This is a genomic window from Streptomyces kaniharaensis (assembly GCF_009569385.1).
In the GTDB taxonomy this organism is placed as follows: domain Bacteria; phylum Actinomycetota; class Actinomycetes; order Streptomycetales; family Streptomycetaceae; genus Kitasatospora; species Kitasatospora kaniharaensis.
The window spans coordinates 3,736,115-3,756,699 of record NZ_WBOF01000001.1 but is presented as its reverse complement, the minus strand read 5'-3'; the positions used below and the strand labels follow the sequence as shown (position 1 = coordinate 3,756,699).

General features: G+C 75.0%; 13 protein-coding genes. 2 read left to right on the top strand and 11 right to left on the bottom strand.

Annotated elements, in window-relative coordinates; genetic code table 11:
* Nucleotides 1-206 precede the first annotated feature (206 nt).
* A complete protein-coding gene (locus F7Q99_RS16980) occupies nucleotides 207-2,474 on the bottom strand; it encodes an ATP-dependent DNA helicase UvrD2 (protein WP_153462464.1) in 2,268 nt (755 codons plus the stop codon).
* A gap of 225 nt (nucleotides 2,475-2,699) precedes the next feature.
* On the opposite strand from F7Q99_RS16980, the gene F7Q99_RS16975 reads away from it, so the two are divergent.
* Nucleotides 2,700-2,957 carry a mycoredoxin gene (locus tag F7Q99_RS16975; protein WP_153462462.1) on the top strand — a complete coding sequence of 86 codons (258 nt, stop codon included), beginning with the start codon at nucleotides 2,700-2,702 and terminating at the stop codon, nucleotides 2,955-2,957.
* A 26-nt stretch (nucleotides 2,958-2,983) separates the two neighbouring features.
* Here the strand turns inward: F7Q99_RS16975 and F7Q99_RS43175 are convergent, their stop codons facing one another.
* The 6 genes from F7Q99_RS43175 to F7Q99_RS16945 form a co-directional block, all read right to left on the bottom strand.
* Complete coding sequence (locus tag F7Q99_RS43175) at nucleotides 2,984-3,823, bottom strand: GntR family transcriptional regulator (RefSeq protein WP_153462460.1); 840 nt, start codon at nucleotides 3,821-3,823, stop codon at nucleotides 2,984-2,986.
* Nucleotides 3,824-4,045: 222 nt separating this feature from the next.
* The gene (gene nudC / locus F7Q99_RS16965; RefSeq protein WP_326846760.1) at nucleotides 4,046-4,987 is read right to left on the bottom strand and encodes an NAD(+) diphosphatase; all 942 of its coding nucleotides are present in this window, start codon (nucleotides 4,985-4,987) and stop codon (nucleotides 4,046-4,048) included.
* Between the two features lie 163 nt (nucleotides 4,988-5,150).
* Nucleotides 5,151-6,554, bottom strand: coding sequence for a dipeptidase (locus F7Q99_RS16960; RefSeq protein ID WP_153462458.1), 1,404 nt, complete (start codon nucleotides 6,552-6,554; stop codon nucleotides 5,151-5,153).
* Between the two features lie 156 nt (nucleotides 6,555-6,710).
* On the bottom strand, nucleotides 6,711-9,557 hold the full coding sequence (locus F7Q99_RS16955) for an FtsX-like permease family protein (RefSeq protein WP_153462456.1): 2,847 nt from the start codon (nucleotides 9,555-9,557) through the stop codon (nucleotides 6,711-6,713).
* Nucleotides 9,554-10,333: an ABC transporter ATP-binding protein gene (locus F7Q99_RS16950; protein ID WP_326846759.1), complete on the bottom strand. Its 780-nt coding sequence runs from the start codon at nucleotides 10,331-10,333 to the stop codon at nucleotides 9,554-9,556. The genes F7Q99_RS16955 and F7Q99_RS16950 overlap by 4 nt, the downstream gene beginning before the upstream one ends.
* Before the next feature lie 66 nt (nucleotides 10,334-10,399).
* Entirely contained in the window at nucleotides 10,400-11,035 is a 636-nt protein-coding gene (locus F7Q99_RS16945; RefSeq protein ID WP_153462454.1) for a PadR family transcriptional regulator, read from the bottom strand.
* Between the two features lie 78 nt (nucleotides 11,036-11,113).
* Between F7Q99_RS16945 and F7Q99_RS16940 the strand changes: the two genes are divergently transcribed.
* Nucleotides 11,114-12,085 carry an endonuclease/exonuclease/phosphatase family protein gene (locus F7Q99_RS16940; RefSeq protein ID WP_326846758.1) on the top strand — a complete coding sequence of 324 codons (972 nt, stop codon included), beginning with the start codon at nucleotides 11,114-11,116 and terminating at the stop codon, nucleotides 12,083-12,085.
* Here F7Q99_RS16940 and F7Q99_RS16935 read toward each other — a convergent pair whose 3' ends face one another.
* From F7Q99_RS16935 to F7Q99_RS16920, 4 genes are all read right to left on the bottom strand, one after another.
* Complete coding sequence (locus F7Q99_RS16935; protein WP_153462452.1) at nucleotides 12,086-13,270, bottom strand: PP2C family protein-serine/threonine phosphatase; 1,185 nt, start codon at nucleotides 13,268-13,270, stop codon at nucleotides 12,086-12,088.
* Between the two features lie 191 nt (nucleotides 13,271-13,461).
* Entirely contained in the window at nucleotides 13,462-16,698 is a 3,237-nt protein-coding gene (locus tag F7Q99_RS16930; protein WP_326846757.1) for an ATP-dependent DNA helicase, read from the bottom strand.
* A 33-nt stretch (nucleotides 16,699-16,731) separates the two neighbouring features.
* Nucleotides 16,732-20,079 carry an ATP-dependent helicase gene (locus F7Q99_RS16925; protein WP_326846756.1) on the bottom strand — a complete coding sequence of 1,116 codons (3,348 nt, stop codon included), beginning with the start codon at nucleotides 20,077-20,079 and terminating at the stop codon, nucleotides 16,732-16,734.
* Between the two features lie 110 nt (nucleotides 20,080-20,189).
* Nucleotides 20,190-20,558, bottom strand: coding sequence for an MGMT family protein (locus F7Q99_RS16920; RefSeq protein ID WP_153462450.1), 369 nt, complete (start codon nucleotides 20,556-20,558; stop codon nucleotides 20,190-20,192).
* Between the last annotated feature and the right edge of the window lie 27 nt (nucleotides 20,559-20,585).

Below are 20,585 nucleotides of genomic sequence, written 5' to 3'. Positions count from 1 at the left end.
ATGTTCGGATGTCTGTCTCGGTGAAGCTGTGAAGCTGTTGGGCACAGGAGAGCAGGCACAGGCGTCACCCCGTGCGACCGCGTCCCCTTGACCGCTCCGGCAGGCTATTGCGCTCCCGGTATGCCGCGCAAACTATTTTTCACGGCGAGTTCCGCGACGCGTTCAGAAGTCCCCCGAGCGGCCCCATGGACCGCGCCCGGACCGGCTCACGCCGGTTCGACCGAACCGTCGTCCTCGACGCCGTCCGGTTCCTCCTCGGGCTCCTCCCCCGCACACAACGAGAGCACGGCGGCGCCGTACTTGTCCAGTTTCATCGCGCCGACCCCCGAGATCACCGCCAGTTCCCGCCGGTTCGCGGGCACGTCCTCGGCGATCGCCATGAGCGTCGCGTCGGTGAACACGACGTAGGCCGGCGCGCCCTGCTTGCGGGCCTGCCGGGCCCGCCACTCGCGCAGCCGCTCGTACAGCGCCTCGTCCATGGTGGACGGGCAGCTCTCGCAGCGGCGCAGCTTGCGTTCGACGGCGTCGGTGAGGACGCGCTCGCAGACCCGGCAGGTGACCGGTCCGCGGACCTTCCGTCCGGCGGCGCGCTCGCCGGGTTCGACGCCCCCGCGCGCGCCCCGCCCGCCGGTGCGTGCGCCGGGCGCGGCGGAGCCGGGGCGCAGCCCGTCCAGGAAGCGGCTGGGCTTGCGGCCGGCCCGGCCGCCCGGGGAGCGGGCGAGGGCCCAGGAGAGCGAGAGGTGCTTGCGGGCGCGGGTGACGCCGACGTAGAGGAGGCGGCGTTCCTCCTCGATCTGTTCGTCGGTCTTGGCGTAGATGATCGGCAGGGTGCCTTCGGTCAGGCCGACGAGGAAGACGGCGTCCCATTCGAGGCCCTTGGCGGCGTGCAGGGAGGCGAGGGTGACGCCTTCGACGGCGGGGGCGTGCTGTGCGGCGGCGCGGGCGTCGAGTTCGGTGACGTAGGCGGCGAGGTCGGCGCCGAGGCCCGCGGCGGCGCGGGAGCGTTCGAATTCCTCGGCGAGCCGGACGAGGGCGGCGAGGGATTCCCAGCGGTCGCGGACGGCGCCCGAGCCGGTCGGTGGTTCGGGGGTGAAGCCGCGGCTGGCGAGGACGGCGCGGACCTGGCCGGCGAGGTCGGGGGCGCCGTCGGTGAGCGGGTCGGAGGCGGCGCGGGCGGCGCCGCGCAGGAGGACGCCGGCGTCGCGGACCTCGGGGCGTTCGAAGAACCGTTCGGCGCCCTTGAGCTGGTAGGGGATGCCGAGGTCGGCGAGGGCCTGTTCGTAGACCTCGGACTGGCCGTTGGTGCGGAAGAGGACGGCGACCTCGCTGGCGCGGACGCCGGCGGCGAGGAGGTCCTTGATCCGGCGGGCGGTGGTCTCGGCCTCGGTGGGTTCGTCCTCGTACTCGGTGTAGACGGGTTCGGGGCCGGCCTCGCGCTGGGAGACGAGTTCGAGGCGGTGCCGGGCGGCCTCGCCGCGGGCCTGGGCGAGGAGTCCGTTGGCGAGGTGGACGACCTGCGGGGTGGAGCGGTAGTCGCGGACCAGTTTGACGACGGTGGCCTCGGGGTGGCGGGTGCGGAAGTTGAGCAGGTAGTCGGGGGTGGCGCCGGTGAAGGAGTAGATGGTCTGGCTGGCGTCGCCGACGACGCAGAGGCTGGCGCCGCCGCCGGGGCCGGTCCACTGGTCGAGCAGGCGCTGCTGGAGGGGGGAGACGTCCTGGTACTCGTCGACGGTGAAGTGCCGGTACTGGGCGCGGACCTGGTCGGCGATGTCGGGCCGGTCCTCCAGGACGGCGGCGGTGAGCAGCAGGACGTCCTCGAAGTCGATGACGCCGCGGCGGCTCTTGGTCTCCTCGTAGACGCGGTAGACCTGGGCGGTCTCGGCCGGGTCGCGGGGGGCTTCGCGGCCGGACTTCTGGACGGCGGCGGGGTAGTCGTCGGGGCCGATCTGGGTGACCTTGGCCCATTCGATCTCGGCGGTGAGATCGCGCAGTTCGGTGCGCTGGACGCGCAGGCCGCAGCGGCCGGCGGCTTCGGCGACGAGCTGGACCTTGCGTTCGAGCAGCTGGGGCACGGGGCCGCCGACGGCGCGGGGCCAGAAGTACTGGAGCTGACGCAGGGCGGCGGCGTGGAAGGTGCGGGCCTGGACGCCGTCGGCGCCGAGCTGGCGCAGCCGGCCGCGCATCTCGCCGGCGGCGCGGGCGGTGAAGGTGACGGCGAGGACCTGCTGGGGTTGGTAGACGCCGCTGCGCACGCCGTAGGCGATGCGGTGGGTGATGGCGCGGGTCTTGCCCGTGCCGGCGCCGGCGAGGACGCAGACGGGCCCGTGCAGGGCGGTGGCGACGGCGCGCTGTTCGGGGTCGAGCCCGGCGAGCACGGCGTCGGGGCCCGTGGCGGCCGCGGGGTCGGCCCAGGGGGAGCCGTGGTGGCCGTCGACGGGGCTGCCGCTCAAGAGGTCTTCCTGCATGCGTTCCATCCTCTCAGCCCGGTGGGACAACCGGGGCGGGGTTGTCCACAGGCCCGGTGTGATCGCAGGATGATCGCTCTGCTTCCCTGGAGCCTTCCCGGCAGCCGGAGCCTTCCGGTACCCGGAGCTCTCCCGGCACCTGGAGCCTGCCTGGCCCTGCCGGCCGGAATGACCGCCGCCCGGCGGACGTTGCGTCCAGAGACCGTACGACCCCTCTCCGAAGGAGCCCCCTCGATGTCCGGCAGCGTGACGATGTACAGCACGACCTGGTGTGGGTACTGCAACCGGCTCAAGAGCCAGCTGGACCGTGAAGGCATCGGCTACACCGAGATCAACATCGAGGAGGACCCGGCGTCGGCGTCCTTCGTCGAGTCCGTCAACAACGGCAACCAGACGGTGCCGACGGTCCTGGTGACGCCGGAGGGCGGCGGCGAGCAGGTCGTCATGACCAACCCGAGCCTGATGCAGGTCAAGAAGGCCCTGGTGGGCTGAGCCGGCGGGCCCCGGGCCGGCGCGCGTCAGGGCGCGTCGGCCGGGGCCGGGTCGACGGGCGCGGCGGGTGCGGGCAGGGTGGTGCGCGCGCCGAGGTCGCCGACGCCGTAGACGAGCCGGCTGCGGTCGGCCGAGTAGCGGGTCTCGATGACCCGGACGGGCCCGCGCCGGTCGTAGGTGACGCGGGTCTGGACCATGAGCGGCACGCCCGGGCCGCCCTGGAACCACTGGGCCTCCTCCGGGCCGGGCATCCGGGCCACCAGGTGGTCGACGGCACCGATCTCGGTGCGGCCGAGGGCGGCCAGCACGGCCTCGTCGCCACCCTCGACGGGGTCGGGTTCCATCAGCGGGGTGCCGGCGGCGAGGCCGGCCCGGTAGTGGCTCTCCTCGATCGAGTACGGCTCGCGGTCGAGCATGCGCAGCTGGCGGCGGACCACGATGGCCTCGCCGGGGCGCAGTCCGAGCCGTTCGGCGATGTCGACGCGGGCGCGGACGATCATCATCTCGAAGTCGGTGCCGAGTTCCCGGCCGGCCTCGGCGGCCTCGCCGAGGTAGACGGCGGTGGGGACGGCCAGGCAGTCGCGCGGGGCGGGGGGCAGCGAGGGGCCGTAGGCGCGGTGGTCCAGGACGGGGTGTTCCCGCAGGTAGGTGCCCTTGCCCTGGAGGCGGACCAGCCGCCCTTCGTTGACCAGGACGTCGACGGCCAGCCGGACGGTGTTGCGGGCGACTCCGTACTGGCGTTCCAGTTCGCTCTCGACCGGCAGGGCGGCGTCGGCGGTGAACTCGCCCTCGGCGATCCGGCGGCGCAGGTCGGCGGCGAGGCGCTGGTATTTGGGGGATTGGGCGGTGCCCCGTGGGATTGTCACCCGAGTGAATGTAGCGAGCGGGGTGATGCGGTTTCAGCGGTTTCCGGCAATGTCGTCCGTGCGGGTCGACGGCGCACGCCGCGTCTCGTGCGGCTGTGCCGACTGCGGCCCGTCCGCCTACGAACGTCCCGCAGCGGCCGGGCCGGTGAGGGGGTGAAAAGGGAAATGGGGGCGCGCGACACAAGCCGCACGCCCCCATTCGCGGAATCGGGCGGTCGGGAATTACCAGCGCGCCGCGGACGGCAGCGGTTCGCCGTACCAGAGCTCGACGAGGTGACGCGCGATCGAGATACCGGACGGCGGCAGGATCTCCCCCGCCTCCATCCCGGCCCGCAGCTCCTCGCGGGAGAACCAGCGCGCCTCGGCCAGCTCCTCGCCGTCCACCGTGATCTCGGTGCCGCCCGGCAGCGCCCGGCCCAGGAAGCCGAGCATCAGGCTGGACGGGAACGGCCACGGCTGGCTGGCAACGTAGCGCACCTCGCCGACCCGGACCCCGGCCTCCTCGTGGACCTCGCGGGCGACCGCCTGCTCGATCGACTCCCCCGGCTCGACGAAGCCGGCCAGCGTGGACCAGCGGCCCTCCGGCCACAGCGCCTGGCGGCCGAGCAGGCAGCGGTCCTGCTCGTCGGTGATGACCATGATCACCGCCGGGTCGGTGCGCGGGTAGTGCTCGGCCGCGCAGGAGGTGCAGCGCCGCACGTGCCCGGCGCCGGCCTTCTCGGTCGGGTGCCCGCAGCGCGAGCAGAAGCTGTGCAGCCGGTGCCAGTGCTCCAGCGCCACGGCGTGCACCAGCAGCCCGGCGTCCCGGTCGGACAGCAGGGCGCCGACCTCGCGCAGCCCCGCCGGACGGGCGTCGCCGTCCAGCCGCCCGGGCAGGCTCTCGCCGGCCAGCGCGAAGTACGAGACGCCGTCGTCGTCGGTGCCGAGGAAGTACCGGTCGCCGGTCTGCGGCGCCTCGAAGGAGGGCAGCAGGACCAGCTCGGTGCCCTGGTCGGTGTCGACCACGAACGCCTCGCCGCCGGCGATCGGCAGCACCCGGGTGGTCGGGTGGCTCCACGCGGCCGCCAGCCAGGGCTCGTCGAACCGGTGCTCGGCCGCCCGGTCCACTCCGGCCCGGGCCAGTGCCAGGTGCAGTGGGCGTTCGGTCTCAGGCACGGTGCTCACTTCGTTCCATCCCCACGTGATGAATCATCCGGACGAGTGATCTGGATGAGTGATCTGACTGCCATGGTGCGCTTGCGCGATGCGCCGACTTCGCTTCGCTCGGCGGGCGCTTCGCGCAACGCGCACCTCTCGACGACGAGCTCGCTGCGCTCGCTGCGCTCGCTCACGCGCCGGGCCGGAAGTTCTCGGCCAGGTCGCCCCACAGGTAGGCGGCGGTCTCCACACCCTTGGCCAGCAGGTCCAGCTCGACCTTCTCGTCGACCGAGTGCCAGCCGTCCGAGGGCACCGAGATGCCGAGGAAGAGCACCGGCGCGCCGAGCACGTCCTGCAGGTCCGCCGCCGGGCCGGAGCCGCCCTCGCGGGTGAAGAGGATCCGCTGCTCGAAGGCCCGCCCCATCGCGCGCACGGTCGACTCCAGCGCCGGGTGGTCCAGCGGGGTCAGGCAGGGCCGGGTCGCGCCCGGGAAGACCAGCTCGTACCGGATGCCCTCGGGCACCCGCGCGGCCACCCAGGCCCGGACGGCCTCGCGGACCTTCTCCACCTCCTGCCCGGCGACCAGCCGGAAGGACAGCTTGAGGTGCGCGGACGCCGGGACGATGGTCTTGCCGCCGGGGCCGGTGTAGCCGCCCCAGATGCCGTTGACCTCCGCGGTCGGGCGGGCCCAGATCCGCTCCAGGGTGGAGTAGCCGGCCTCGCCGCGGGTGCCGTACGACTTGGCGACCTTGAGCCACTGCGCCTCGTCGAAGGGCAGCTCGGCGAACAGCTCGCGCTCACGGTCGGTCAGCTCGATCACGCCGTCGTAGAAGCCCGGGATGTCGACCCGCCGGTCGGCGTCGTGCAGGGCGGCGGCCAGCTCGGCCGCGACGGCCGCCGGGTTGGGGACGGCGCCGCCGAAGGAGCCGGAGTGGATGTCGGTGTCCGGGCCGTACAGGTCGATCTGGGCGTCGGCGAGGCCCCGCATGCCGGTGCAGACGGTCGGCGTGGTCTCGGACCACATGCCGGTGTCCGAGATGATCACCACGTCGGCGGCCAGCCGCTCGGCCTCGCGCCGGACCAGGTCTGCGAAGTGCGGCGAGCCGGACTCCTCCTCACCCTCGATCAGCAGCTTGAGGTTGACGGCCGGCGCGGTGCGGCCGGTGGCGGCCAAGTGGGCGCGCACGCCGAGGGTGTGGAAGAAGACCTGCCCCTTGTCGTCCGCCGCGCCGCGGGCGAACAGCTGCTTGCCGATCACGGTCGGCTCGAACGGCTCGGTGGCCCAGCCGTCCTCCTTGGCGGCGGGCTGCACGTCGTGGTGCCCGTACACCAGGACGGTCGGCGCGGACGAGTCCCCGGAGTGCCACTCGGCGAAGACCGCCGGCAGGCCGTCCGTCTCCCACACCTCGGCCACCGGGAAGCCGGTGTCGCGCAGCTTGGCGGCCAGCCACTCGGCGGAGCGCCGCACGTCCCCGGAGCGGGCCGGGTCGGCGGAGACCGAGGGGATCCGCAGCCAGTCGGAGAGGTCGGCCAGGAACGCGGCCTGGTGCTGTTCGATGTAGGAACGGACGACGCTGTCCGGGGTTCTCGTCATACCGACGACTGTAGTTCGCCCATGCGGGTGCCCGCCCCGGCCGTCCGGCTGCCGGGGGCTCCCAGGGCTGTAACCTCCGTCACCCCCGGCCCCGGACGCGCGTCACCCCCGGCCGCACGGGGGTCGCGGCCGGGGGTGGGTCACAGGGCCCGGGGGTCAGGCCGAGCGGCGCGCCAGTGTCATCCGCGAGCGGGTGAGCAGGGCCGCCAGGCCCGCCGCGAGCAGCGGCAGGACGACCACGGTGAGCCCGATGTGGAGCCAGGGGAAGACCACCACTGCGTGGACTGTCGGCCCGTCGGCCGCCGTGGCCAGGGCCTCGATCTTGCGCAGGGCCACCGCCGGGACGATGCCGCAGACCACACCGAGCAGGGTGCCCATCGCCGCGATCACCCCGCACTGGAAGCCGGACAGCGAACGCCGGATCCGGGGCGCTGCGCCGACCGCCGCGAGGGTGGCCAGGTCGCGCTGGGAGTCGGCGGCGGCGAGGCCGGTGGCGATCCCGGACGCACCGAGCGCGACCAGGGCCGCGAACCCGGACAGGCCCAGGGTGATCAGGTTGTCCCTGGAGTGGTAGCCGCGCTCAACGTCGAAGGTGACGTGGTCGGCGAGCTTGGCGAGCGCGCCCCTGGCCTTCTGCTCGACGCCGTCCGAGGGGGCGGCGTCGGGCAGCCAGACGGAGCCGGCGTCGACGGTGGAGAAGCCGAGCCGGTGCGCGGTGTCCGGGCTGATCACGGCCTGGCCGGCGGACGGCAGGACGGCCGAGGCCAGCACCGCGTCCACGGTGATCTCGTGGACGACCGGGTGGTGCACGTCGCGGGGGCCGCCCTTGAGGGGCTCGGTGACCTGGAGGATCACCTTCCCGTCCTTGAGGTAGGCCGGGTCGAAGACCACGGCCTTGCCCGCCGCGAGCGCCTGGCCCGGGGCCGGGTCGGCGACCCCGTAGAGGTTGTGCAGCAGGGTGGCGTCACCGATCGGCAGGGTCCCGTAGTGGGCGCCCCAGGAGCGTTCCTCGGCGCACCGCGGGTCCGCCCGGCGCAGCCGGTTGTGCTCCGCGATGGTCATGGCCGCGGGTTCCTGGTCGTCGAGCGGGCAGCGCAGCTCCTTCGGCTTCACGACCGCGATGGTCCCGCACTCGCTGTCCACCCTGCAGCCGCTGAGGTAGTGGGCCTGCTGGACGTCGGCACGCTGGCCGAGGGCGGGGAGGTCCCGCTCGAGGGAGCCGCGCATCTGCGGCAGCAGCGTTCCGTCGGCGCCGGCGCCCCAGCCCGCGCCGAGCATGACGGCGTTCGCCGGACCGGAGGCGACGTAGTCGCGGCGGGCCTGCTCGTCGCTGCTGGCGAGGTAGACGGAGACCGCGACCGAGCCGGCCACGGCGGCCATCACCGCGGCGACGGCGGGCGCGGTACGGCCGCGGTGGCGCACCGAGTCGCGCAGTGCGAGGCGGGGACCGAGCGGCAGCCAGCGGCCGACCCGGCCGTACAGGCCGACCAGGTACGGCGTCAGGGCCACCATGCCGAGCTCGGCGACCACCGATCCGCCGAGGACGGACAGGCTGCGGCCGATGCCGCTGGTCGCGCCGAGCAGCGCCAGCGCGGCGCCGCCGGCGACCATCACCACGCCGAGCAGCGCGAGCCTGCGGCTCGGCGCCTTCAGCGAGTCGCGGCCGGTGAGCGCCGCCACGACCTCCTGGCGGGAGGCCTGGACGGCGGGCACGACGGCCGCGAGCAGGCCGGTGACCAGGCCGATGGCGAGCACGCCGAGCAGGTCGAGCGGCTGCACGTCGAAGTGGCCGAAGCGCTGGCCGGAGGACTCCTCGGCCCGGGTGCGCAGCAGCGCGACCAGGACGACGCCCAGGCCGAGGCCGATCGCCGCGCCGGTGAGCCCGAGGACCACGCCGCCGCCGAGCACCACGCCGCGGACGTGGCTACGGTCACCGCCGCCGGCGGCGATCAGGCCGAGCTGCCGTCGCGAGCGCCGGGCGCCGACGGCGAAGGCGGGGCCCGCGAGGAGGACGATCTCCAGCAGGGCCATGCCGACCACGGTGGCCAGGATGACGACGGTGGTGCGGTCGAAGTAGCTGCCGCCCGCGCTGTTGTGGTCCTCCTCCAGGTAGTACGGCACCTGCGAGCGGGCCGGCGGGTCGAGCACGACGGTGCGCGAGGCGAGGGTGAAGCCGAACTTGTTGAACTCGGTCACCTTGGGCCAGTCGAGCACCGCACCGGCGGGCAGCTTGACCAGCCAGCGGACCGGGTCGGTCGAGCCGCCGCGGTCGCGCTCGGCGGCGCCGGGCAGCGCGGCCAGCGGGTCGAGCAGGGCACCGGGCCGCGCGATCAGCGCCGTGGCGTTCAGGGCGCCCGGGTACTCGGCGACGCCGGTGATGGTGAAGGGGAGGGACTCCAGTCCGCGAACGGCGGTCCGGTCGCCGACGTGCAGGCCGGACCGGTCCAGGAAGTCCTGGGTGACGGCAACCTCGTGGCCCGCGCCCGGGGCCCGGCCCTTCACCAGGTTGATCCGGCCGTGCCAGACCGGGTCGGTCAGGTCGGCCTCGACGGTCCGCACGTTGAGCAGGCCCTGGGCGGTGCTGGTCGCGGTGTACGGGCCCTGTCGCTCGGGGACCAGGACGCTGCCCTGCGGGAGCAGCTGCCGGGCGAGCTCGTCGGGCGGGGTTTCGAGGCTGCGCCGCTGCTCCGGGGTGGCCGGCGGCTTGGCGGCACCCTTCGGCTGCGCGTGGTCGTCGGCGGTGCGGTAGCCCTCCTCCGGGTCCGGGGCCTGGACCACGATCGCGCCGCGCTCCGCCATCTGGAGCAGGCCGTCGGCTTGGCCCATGACGCGGACGACGCGTTCGCCGGGGTCGAGTTCGGCGCTGCGGAAGACGACGTCGGCGCCGGTGACGCCGAGGACGGGCAGCGCGACCATGGCGATCACCAGGGCGCTGCGGCCCTTGGCGCGCAGGGCGTCGCGGCGGGCGATGCGCAGGGCGACCCGCCAGGCGCTGGCCTTCACTCCGCCACCGGGCCCTTCACGCTGTTGGTGGCGGCGGTGACGAGGAGGCTGGCGGCGTCCTGGCTGACGCTCTCGTCGACCATGTGCCCGTCGCGCAGGAAGACCACGCGGTCGGCCCAGGCGGCGTGCCGCGCCTCGTGGGTGACCATCATCGCGGCGGCGCCGGCGTCGCAGCGGGCGCGCAGGACGGCGAGGACGGCCTCGCCGGTGGTCGAGTCGAGGGCGCCGGTGGGCTCGTCGGCCAGCACCAGCCGGCGGTCGCCGATCAGCGCCCGGGCGATGGCGACGCGCTGCTGCTGACCGCCGGACATGTCGTCCGGGAAGCGGTCGGCGAGCTCGCGGATGCCGAGTTCCTCCAGCGCGGCGAGCGCCTCGCGACGGGCGGCGCGGGTGGAGACGCCGTCGAGCTCGCGCGGGAGCGCGATGTTCTCGGCCGCGGTCAGCGCCGGTATCAGGTTGTAGTCCTGGAAGACGTAGCCGACCGAGCGGCGGCGGACCTCGGCGAGCCTCTTGCGGCTGAGGCCGCCCAGCACGACGCCTTCGACGAGGACCTGGCCGCTGGTCGGGGCGTCCAGTCCGCCCGCGAGGGTGAGCAGGGTGGACTTGCCGGACCCGGACGGGCCCATCACGGCGACGAACTCGCCGGCGTGGACCTGGAGGTCCACCCCGCGCAGCGCGTGCACCTCTGCCGCGCCGTGCCCGTGGACCCGGCTGACGTTGTCCAGGTGCAGCACGGCCTGGTGGCCGCGGCTCCCGGTCCGATCGGTGTGGGACACACTTCCCCCTGCTGTTCTGGGCCCGGCGCCTCGGCGGGCCCGGGCCGGTGGTTCCTGTCGTGCGGGCTAGGCCCGCGACCGGCGGCCGAGCCGGCGGGGTGCGGTCGGCGCCTCGGGGGCCGCCTGGGCGGCCCCTGCCTGTTGGACCTCGGCCTGCTGGGCGAGGCGGGTCTCGCAGTGGTCGAGCCAGCGGATCTCGGCCTCGGTCTGGAAGATCAGCTGTTCGAGGACGAGCAGCCAGGCGAGGTCGCTGCCGGCGGGGGCGGAGCCGGCGGCGCCGGACCTCGGCTCCCCGGCCAGGGCCCGGCCCTTGAGCCGGGTGTAGTCCTGGAGCGCCTTGATGCTGTGCCGGCGCTGGCCCTGGACGACCGCGGCGACGTCCACGCCGGGGACGGTGACCGCCATGGCGAGCTTGATCGCCAGTTCGTCGCGCGGCGGGTTGGTCCGGGGTACCGGGGTGTCGAACCAGGACCGCAGTTCGGCCCGGCCGGCGTCGGTGACGGCGTAGAACTGGTGGCCCTCGTCGTCCTCCCCGGCGGGCTCGACCAGGCCGTCCCGTTCCAGCCGGGACAGCGTGGTGTAGACCTGCCCGACGTTGAGCGGCCAGGTGGCGCCGGTGCGCGCCTCGAACTCGGTGCGCAGCTGGTAGCCGTAGCGCGGGCCCTGGTCGAGCAGGGCGAGCAGACCGTGACGGATGGACATACCCAGTATGTATACCCGGTATAGCCTCCCGGCTCAAGCGGCACGCCGGCGTCCGGCGAGCGGGTACCGTCGTGCGGTGTGAGCCAGTTGCGCATCGCCACCTTCAACCTGTTGCACGGTCAGCCGCTCGCGCCGGACGGCGCCCCGCGGCCCTACCCGTCCGACGCCGGGGATCCGCTGGCGCGGGCGGTGGCCGCACTGGACGCCGACGTGCTGGCCCTCCAGGAGGTCGACCGGCACCAGTCCCGCTCCGGCGGCACCGACCAGGCGGCCGTCGCGGCGACGGCGATGGGCGCCGCCGACTGGCGCTTCGCCGCCGCCCTGCACGGGCGCCCGGCGCCGGTGGCGGGCTGGGTGCCGGAGCCCGCCGCGCCGAACGGCCTGCGGGTGTACGGGCCGGCCGAGGTCGGCGACGGCGCCCTTCCCTCGTACGGGACGGCGCTGCTGACCCGGCTGCCGGTGCGGCACTGGCGGGCCCGCCGGTTCGCCCCGGCGCCGTTCGGGCTGCCGCTGCGGGTGGCCGGGCGGCGCGGGCTGACCCCGGTGCCGGACGAGCCGCGGGCGGCCCTGGCGGCGGTACTGGAGGGCGAGCGCGGGCCGTTCACGGTGGTGGCGGCGCACCTGTCCTTCGTCCCCGGGTGGAACATGGCGCAGCTGGCCGGCATCCGGCGGTGGGTCGCGGACCTGCCGCAGCCGCACCTGGTGCTGGGCGACTTCAACCTGGTCGGCGCGGTGCCGCGGACCGTCCTCGGCGGGGCGACGGCGCTGGAGCGCACCGCGCCGCGGGTGCGGGTGCGGGAGCTGCGGGCGGCGCGGCGGGCCCGGCCGGCCCTGGCCGAGCCGCGGCGGCGCCGGGTGCGCGAGCCGCGGGCCCGGCTGCAGGGCTGGTACGACCTGGCCCGCACCCCGACGTACCCCTCGCACCGCCCGGCGGTGCAGTTCGACCACGTGCTGGCGGTGGGCGTGCCGCGCGCCGCGGTGGGCCCGGCGGCGGCGCCGCACACCGCGGTGTCTGACCACCGGCCGCTGGTGGTCGAGGTGTCGCTGTAGCTACCCGCGCGCCAGGACGCCGTTCTGGTGCGGGAGTTGGACGTTCGGAGCCGGTGCGGGGTCGTACTGCAGGAGCAGCATCGCCGCGTCGTCGCCCAGCTGGTGGCCGACGTGGCGCACGACGTCCTCGTGCAGGCGCCGCAGGACGTCCGCGGGGCGGCCGTCCGCGCAGTTCGGGAACCGTTCGGCGAGCGGGTAGAAGGCGCCGGAGCGGTCCCGGGCCTCGATCATGCCGTCGGTGAACAGCAGGACCCGGTCCTCGGGCTGCAGTGCCACCCGGTGCACCGGCGGGCGGACGTCGGCGGGGTCGAGCACGCCCAGCGGCGGTACCGTCTCGGCGAGTTCGAGCGGACGGACCTCGCGGCCGCGCAGCAGCAGCGGCGCGGGGTGCCCGCAGTTGACGATCTCCGCGGCGCCGCCCGGCCCGACGCCGATCAGCACCAGGGTGACGAACTCCTCCTCCACGCCGGGGTGGTCGTTCTCGTGCAGCGCCCGGTCGAGGCTGACGGCCAGCCAGCCGGCCACCCGGTCCAGCGCGGGCTCCTGGTGCGCGGCCTCGCGGAAGGCGCCGAGCACGGCGGCGGCCGTCTCCACCGCGCCGAGGCCCTTGCCGCGCACGTCGCCGACCACGGCCCGCACGCCGTGCCGGGTGTTGACCACCTCGTACAGGTCGCCGCCGATCCTGGCGTGCGCGGCGGCGGCCTCGTAGTGGACGGCCGCCCGCACGGTGCCGACCCGCTCGGGGACGGGTCTCAGCAGCACCCGACGGGCGATCGAGGCGACCAGCTGGGCGTCGGCGAGCGCTCTCTCCTGCCGCAGCCGCAGGGTGGCGCTGACCCAGCCGATCGCCGCGACCAGGACGATCGCGACGACGCTGGCGGCGTGCACCGACTGGCCGAGCGCGTCGCCGCGAAAGGCCATCAGGAAGGCCACCGCCTCGGTGCACAGGCCGATGGCGAGCGGGTACCAGGTGCGATGGCTGACCACAGCGGCCAGCGCGGGTACGGCGGTGAGGGCGGGTTCGACCGTCACCTCGGTGCCACTGAGGTAGTCGAGGACGACGATCAGCGCCGTGCCGATGAACGGCAGCGCGAGCGCCGTCCTCGGCCAGGTGCCGGTCGCGCCCGGAGCGGGTCCCGGGGTCGGCCCGGTGAACCGCTCTCTGATCCATCCGGTCGCGCTCAACTTCGGTTTCTCCAGCGGAAGACGCCGATGCCCGTGGGCACCTGCGGTGATGACTGGGGGTTAGGGAATGCGGGCGTCGCTGGCGGCCGGAGTACGGGGGTTGACCGGTTACCGACCCCACAATAGGCGCGAAACGTGCACGGCGCACAGGTTTCGGCCCTTGCCGTGATGACTTGGATGCTCTCCGTGACTCATTCTTCACTGTTCCCGATCAGGAGCCGTTCCAACTCTTTTCGGTCGGGAAGTCCTGCCGGACGGACGATTCGCCCGCTGCGGACGTACAGGAACGACGCCGTGACCTGCTCCAGGGGGACGCCCGCCTGCTCGGCCCAGGCGACCCGGTAGATCGCGAGCTGCAGCGGGTCGGCGGTCTCCTCGCGGTGGGTCTTCCAGTCCACCACTTCGTAGCGTGACGCACCACCGGATGCTGACGTTTCGTCACCTTCGCGGTAGACCGCGTCGATCCGGCCGCGCACCACCCGGCCCGCCAGCACCAGCTGGAACGGCGCCTCCACCCGGTGCGGCGCCCGGTCCGCGTACGGGGTGCGCAGGAACGCCTCCTTGAGACGCTCCAGATCCTGCTCGTCCTCGATGCCGTCGTCGTCCGCGCCGGGCAGCGCGCCCGGCTCGATCAGCAGCAGCGGCTCGATCCGGGACTGCACCCAGGCGTGGAAGCGGGTGCCGCGCCGGGCGGCCGGCTGCGGCGGACGGGGCATCGGCCGGGCCAGGTCGTGCGCGAAGCCGTCCGGGTCGGCGGCCAGGCGCAGCAGCTGGGTGGCGGACAGCGCGGCGGGCAGCGGCACCTCCCGGACGCTGCGCCGGGAGCGCTCCAACTCGCCCAGCAGCGCGGCGAGGTCGCGGTCCCAGGACTCCACCTGGCGGCGGTCCTCGGCGCCCATCGGCTCGGGCTCGGGGGCGGGCGCCCCGGCGAGGCGGCCGCGCACCACCTCGGCGACCCGGCGGCGGGCGTGCTGGGCGGCCGGGTCCAGCGGCAGCGGCCAGGGGCGTTCCACCGGCGCGGCCAGCGCCGGGTTCGCGGCGCCCTTCTCCGGCTGCTCGGCCCAGTGCTCGATCTCCCCGGCGCCGGGCTGCTCGCAGTGATCCCGCAGCTGCTCCAGGAAAGCGGACGGGCCGCGGACGGTCTTCTGGGTGGGCCCCCACCAGTGGCCGGAGGCCAGCAGCAGCGACCGCGGCCGGGTGAACGCGACGTAGCCCAGGCGCAGTTCCTCGATGCCGGAGTGCTCGGCGAGCTCCTTCTTGAACGCCGCCATCGACTTGCTGCTCCACCCGCCGCGTACGTCCGGCAGGGTGGCCGCGTCGCCGCGCAGGGCGTGCGGAAGCACCCGCTTGGTGCTGGTCCAGCGTTCGCGCGGGGTGCCGGACGGGAACGCGCCCTTCACCAGGCCGGGGACGGCGACGACGTCCCACTCCAGGCCCTTGGACTTGTGCGCGGTGAGCACCTTCACGGTGTCCTCGCCGCCGGGCAGGCTGCTGTCCAGGCCGCGCTCGTACTCCTGGGCCGCGCGCAGGAAGCCGAGGAAGGCGGCCAGACCGGGATCGCCGTCCAGGTCGGCGAAGGAGGCGGCGACGTCCAGGAAGGCGTGCAGGGTCTCCCGGCGGCGCGCGGCCAGTGCCTGCGGGGAGGCCGCGAGTTCGACCTCCAGGCCGGTGACGGCGAGCACCCGGTGCAGCACGTCCATCAGCGGCTCGGCGAGCGAGCGGCGCAGGTCCCGCAGTTCCCGGGCGAGGCGGGCGAAGCGCACCCGGGCCTCGGCGGAGAAGGGGAGGTCGTCGGGCTGCGCCCCCTCCTCCGCGTAGGGGGCGTCGAGGAACGTCTCCAGCGCGTCGGCCAGCGAGACCACCTCGGTCGGGTCGGTCTCGGCGACGGCCGCGGCCAGCGCCTCCACGCCCTCGGGACGGTCGGTGCGCACCAGGTCGGCGGCCCGGCGGCCCAGCAGGGCGAGGTCGCGCGGGCCGATCCGCCAGCGCGGGCCGATCAGGAGCCGGACCAGGGCCGCGTTGGCGGTCGGGTCCTGGAGCACCTCGCAGACCGCCACCAGGTCGGCCACCTCGGGCAGTTGCAGCAGCCCGCCGAGGCCGACCACCTCGACCGGCACCTCGCGGGCGACCAACGCCGCGTGGATGTCCGGGAAGGCGGCGCCGCCGCGGCACAGCACGGCGATCCGGCCCGGCGCGGTGCCGGTGCGCACCAGGTGGGCGATCGAGTCGGCGAGCCAGTCGATCTCCTCGGCGTGGGTGGGCAGCAGCGCGGCCCGCACGTAGCCGTCCTGCTCGGCGCCGGGGGCGGGGCGCAGCGCCTCGACGCCCTCGTGCATCGCGCGCAGCGGCGCGGCGAGGTCGTTGGCGAAGGCGAGCAGCCGCCCGCCGCTGCGGCGGTTCTCGCTGAGCGCGTAGCGGGCGGCGGGGCGTCCGCCGGCCCGCGGGAAGTGCCGGGGGAACTCGTCGAGGTTGGCGACGGAGGCGCCGCGCCAGCCGTAGATCGCCTGGCAGGGGTCGCCGACGGCGGTGACGGGGTGGCCCGCTCCGCCGCCGAACAGGCCGGCGAGCATGAGCCGCTGGGCGACCGAGGTGTCCTGGTACTCGTCGAGCAGGACGACCCGGTACTGCCCGCGCAGCAGTTCGCCGACCTCGGGCCGCTGCTGGGCGAGCCGGGCGGCGGCGGCTACCTGGTCGCCGAAGTCCATCAGCCCGGCGGCATGCTTGCGGCGCCGGTAGTCCTCGACCAGGCGCAGCAGCTCCAGCCGGGCCCGGGCGGTGACCGGGACGGCCCGCAGGTCGTCGTTGCCGAGCCGGACGGTGGCCAGGGTGTCCAGCAGCTCCTCGTCGTGGGCGCGCAGCACGTCCGGCTCGACGAGGTGCTCGGCGAGTTCGCCGTCGAGGGCGATCAGGTCGGCGACGAGGTTGGCGAAGGTGCCGGTGAGGGCGGGAAACGGGCCGCGGGCGGTGCGCAGCACCTTGGCAGCGAGCTGGAACCGGGTGGCGTCGGCGAGCAGGCGGACGTCGGGCTCGATGCCGATCCGCAGGCCGTGCTCCTTGAGGAGGCGGCCGGCGAAGGCGTGGTAGGTGGAGATCTCGGGCTCGCCGACGGGCTCCGCGCCGGCCTCCCCGCCGCCCATCTCCTGGAGCTCTTCCAGCCCGCCGAGACGCAGCGCGGCCCGTACGCGCTCGGCGAGCTCGCCGGCGGCCTTGTTGGTGAAGGTGAGGCCGAGCACCTCCTCGGGCCGGACGGCGCCGGAGCCGACCAGCCAGACCACCCGGGCCGCCATCACCGTGGTCTTGCCGGAGCCGGCGCCGGCGACGATCACGGCGGGTTCGAGGGGGGCGCCGATGGCCGCCATCTGCTCCCGGTTGAACGGGATGCCCAGCAGCTCCTTGAGCTGGTCGGGATGGCTGAGCACGGCGGTCACCCCGCAACGTTAACCGGAGCGGCCGACAAGCCCTCATTCGACCAACTGGGCCCCGTCCCGCTGGGCGGAGCAGCTGCGGCGGAAGGTGCAGCGGTCGCAGCCGCCGCCGGTCTGCGGGACGAACCGCTCGGCGAGGACCCGGCCCGCGGCCTCGGCGAGCAGGTTCTCGATCCACGGCTCGCCCTCCGGCGGCTCCTGGCGCTGCACCTTGGGGGCGTCCTGGGCGGCCCTGGCGGAGGGCTCGCGCAGGTGGACCAGCTCGGCGCCGCCGGTCGCCGGGGGGCGCCGGTCGAAGCCGGGCAGCTCGTTCAGCGCCCCGGCCCTGACGGCCAGCTGGTAGACGGCGAGCTGCTTGTGCTCGGGCAGCGACTTCTCGGTGGGGATCTGCTTGCCGGTCTTGAAGTCGACGACGTAGGCGCGCCCGCCCTCGTCCTTCTCGACGCGGTCCATCGAGCCGCGGATGCGCACCGAGACGCCCCCCACGTCGAGGGTGACGTCGAAGCCGTGCTCGGTGGCGACCACGTCCCGGCCGCGCTCCAGCACGTGCCAGTTGAGGAAGCGCTCCAGGGCGGCGCGGGCCTCGGTCTTCTCCTGGTGGGACTTCCACGGCGCGTCGAAGGCCAGCGCGTCCCAGACGGTGTCCAGGCGCTCCATCAGCACGGCGAGGTCGGCGGGGGTGCGCCCGGAGCCGACCTCGTCGGCGAGCGCGTGCACGACGTTGCCGAAACCCTGGGCGGCGGAGCCGGCCCCGCGGGCCTTGACCTCCTTGTCCAGGAACCACTGCAGCGAGCAGTTCTCCAGCTGCTCCAGGCCGCTGCCGGACAGCCGCACCGGCAGGTCGGCGCTGCGCAGCGGGTCGGGGGCGGCGGTCGGGTCGTCCAGGCCCCACCAGCGGTCGGGCTGGGCGGCGGGCACCAGCGGCAGCCCGTCCTCGTCGGTGGCGGCGGCGAGGGTGGCGAGCCGTTCGGCGGCGGCCCGGCGCAGCTCGGGCGAGCGGGCGGGGTCGACGGTGACCGCGCGCAGCTCGGCGACCAGCGCGGGGACGGACAGCGGGCGGCGCGGGCGGTGGGTGACGTCCTCGACGGTGACGGGCGGGGTGCGGCGCACCACCTTGCCCGTCCTCGGGTCGACGTCCTCGCGGTAGAGCTCGCGCAGGAAGCGGGAGGGCTCGTCGCCGTCGTCGGCGGGCGCCTTGACGGCGGTGACGATCAGGCGTTCCTTGGCCCTCGTGGCGGCGACGTAGAAGAGGCGGCGTTCCTCGCCGAGCAGGGCGGCCGGGGAAAGCGGCTCGGCGAGGCCGTCGCGGCCGATCCGGTCGGCCTCCAGGAGGGAGCCGCGGCGGCGCAGGTCGGGCCAGAGGCCGTCCTGAACTCCGGCGACGACGACCAGGCGCCACTCCAGGCCCTTGGAGCGGTGGGCGGTCATCAGCCGGACGGCCTCGGGGCGGACGGTCCGCACGGTGAGAGTGTCGGCGGCGATGTCCTGGGCCTCCAGCTCGGCGAGCAGGTCGAGGGCGCTGCGGTGGCCGGTGACCTGCTCCTCGGCGCGGGCGGCCGTCTCGAACAGCGCGCACAGTGCGTCCAGGTCGCGGTCAGCGTTGCGGCCGGCAGCGCCGCCGCGCAGCGCGGCGCGTTCCAGGCGTTCGCGCCAGCGGCGGCTGCCGTCCCACAACGCCCACAGGGCGTCCTCGGCGGTGCAGCCGCCGGCCAGCATCTCGCGGACCTTGCGTAGGAGGATGCCGAGGTCGCGGGCCCGGCGGGCATGGGTGGGCCGGGACTGCGCGGGGTCGAGGGCGATCAGCCGCTCGGGCTCGGCGAGGGCCTCGCGGATCAGCTCGCCGGCCGGGCGCGGGGCGGCGGCGGGGCGGCCGTCGGCGCGCAGCGCGGCGCGTTCCTCGTCGCGCAGGGCGCGGCCGAGGCGGCGCAGGTCGGAGCCGTCGAGGCCGCCGAGCGGGCCGGTGAGCAGGGCGTGGGCCAGGTCGGTGGTGAGGGGATCGGTGGGGAACGGGCCGGCGGCGTCGAGGTCGCCGTGCCGGTCGCGGGCGGCCTGTTCCGCGCAGACCCGCAGGGCGAGCAGGAGCTGGGCGACGGCCGGCTCCTCGCGCAGCGGCAGGTCGTCGCCGTCGATCTCCAGCGGGACGCCGGCGGCGCTGAGCGCCCGCCGTACGCCGGGTATGGAGCGGGCGCCGGCCCGGACCAGGACGGCCATCTCGCCCCACGGCACACCGTCCTCCAGATGGGCGCGGCGCAGCAGGTCGGCGATCGAGTCCAGCTCGGCGCCGGGCGTGGGGTAGGTGTAGACCTCGACCCGGCCGCCCTCGCGGGAGGGCAGCAGCGCGCGGTGCTGGGCGAGTTTGTCGGCGGGCAGCCGGCCCATCGGCATCCGCCGGGCGATCTCCCGGGAGGCGGCGAGCAGGACGGCGCCGGAGCGGCGGGAGACGCGCAGCACCTTGACGTCGGCGGGGCTGCCGTCGGCCTGCCGGAAGGTCTGCGGGAAGTCGAGGATGCCGTTGATGTCGGCGCCGCGGAAGGCGTAGATCGACTGGTCGGGGTCGCCGACCGCGACGAGTTCGCGGCCGCCGCCGGCCAGCTGCCGCAGCAGCCGGACCTGGGAGGGGTCAGTGTCCTGGTACTCGTCGACGAAGACCACCTCGTAGCGGCGCCGCAGCTCCTCGCCGACCTCGGGGCGCTCGGCGAGGAGGACGGCGCGGTGGACGAGTTCGGCGTAGTCGAGGACGCCGCGCAGGTCGAGCACGTCGAGGTAGTCGGCGAGGAAGTGCGCGGCGGCGGCCCAGTCGGGGCGCTGGACGCCCTGGGCGAAGCGCTCCAGTTCGGCCTCGCCGAGGCCGAGCTCTCGGCTGCGGGCGAGGACGGCGCGGACCTCGTCGGCGAAGCCGCGGGTGGTCAGGCAGGCCCGCAGGTCGAGCGGCCAGTGGATCCGGGAGCTGCCGAGGCGGGCGTCCTCGGCGCCGCCGGCCAGCAGTTCGCGGACCATGACGTCCTGCTCGGGGCCGGAGAGCAGCCGCAGTGGCTCGGCGTACTCGTGCGGGTCCTGGTGGGCGCGGAGGAGGGCGTAGCAGAAGGAGTGGAAGGTGGTCGCCTGAGGGGCGGCGGAGGTGCCGAGGCGGCCGGACATCCGGTCGCGCAGTTCCATCGCCGCCTTGCGGCTGAAGGTGAGGACGAGGATCCGCTCCGGGTCGGTGCCGCGTTCGATCCGCCGGGCGACGGCCTCGACGAGCGTGGTGGTCTTGCCCGTGCCCGGCCCGGCGAGCACCAGCAGCGGCCCGCCGGTGTGCTCGGCCACGGCGTGCTGGTACGCGTCCAGCACGGGTGGGGCGGGCTGGACGAGCGGGCTGCGCACGAGCCGGTAGGGGGAGCTCACGGAAGATCCTGGGGTCGTACTGGGGGCATGGTCGGGCGGGCCCGCCGGGGCCCGCCCGCATCGAGCCTACGATCCTGCCCCGTCAATCCCGTCCGTGTGGCGTTTTCCACTCATCTTTCCGGCCCCGGATGCGGCTGCCCGCCGTCCCACCGCGCCCGCCGGAGGTCCACCCGGGGCGGGTCGGAGAGCTCCCGCAGCGGGGTGCCCTCCTCGCCGTAGTGGGCGAGGGCGCGCTGCTCGTGGCCGGGCAGGAACCGGCCGTCGGCGCGGATCACCCGCCACCAGGGCACCGAGCCGCCGTACAGCGCCATCACCCGTCCGACCTGGCGCGGACCGCCCTGGCCGAGGTACTCGGCAACGTCCCCGTAGGTCATCACCCGGCCGGGTGGAATGCGCTCGGTCAGGTCGAGCACCAGTTCGGCGAAGGGCGGCAGCCCGTCCGCGAGGCCGTCGTCGTCAGCGTCCGTCACCTGCGGCATCCTTCCTTACAGAGGCGCATAGCGGCC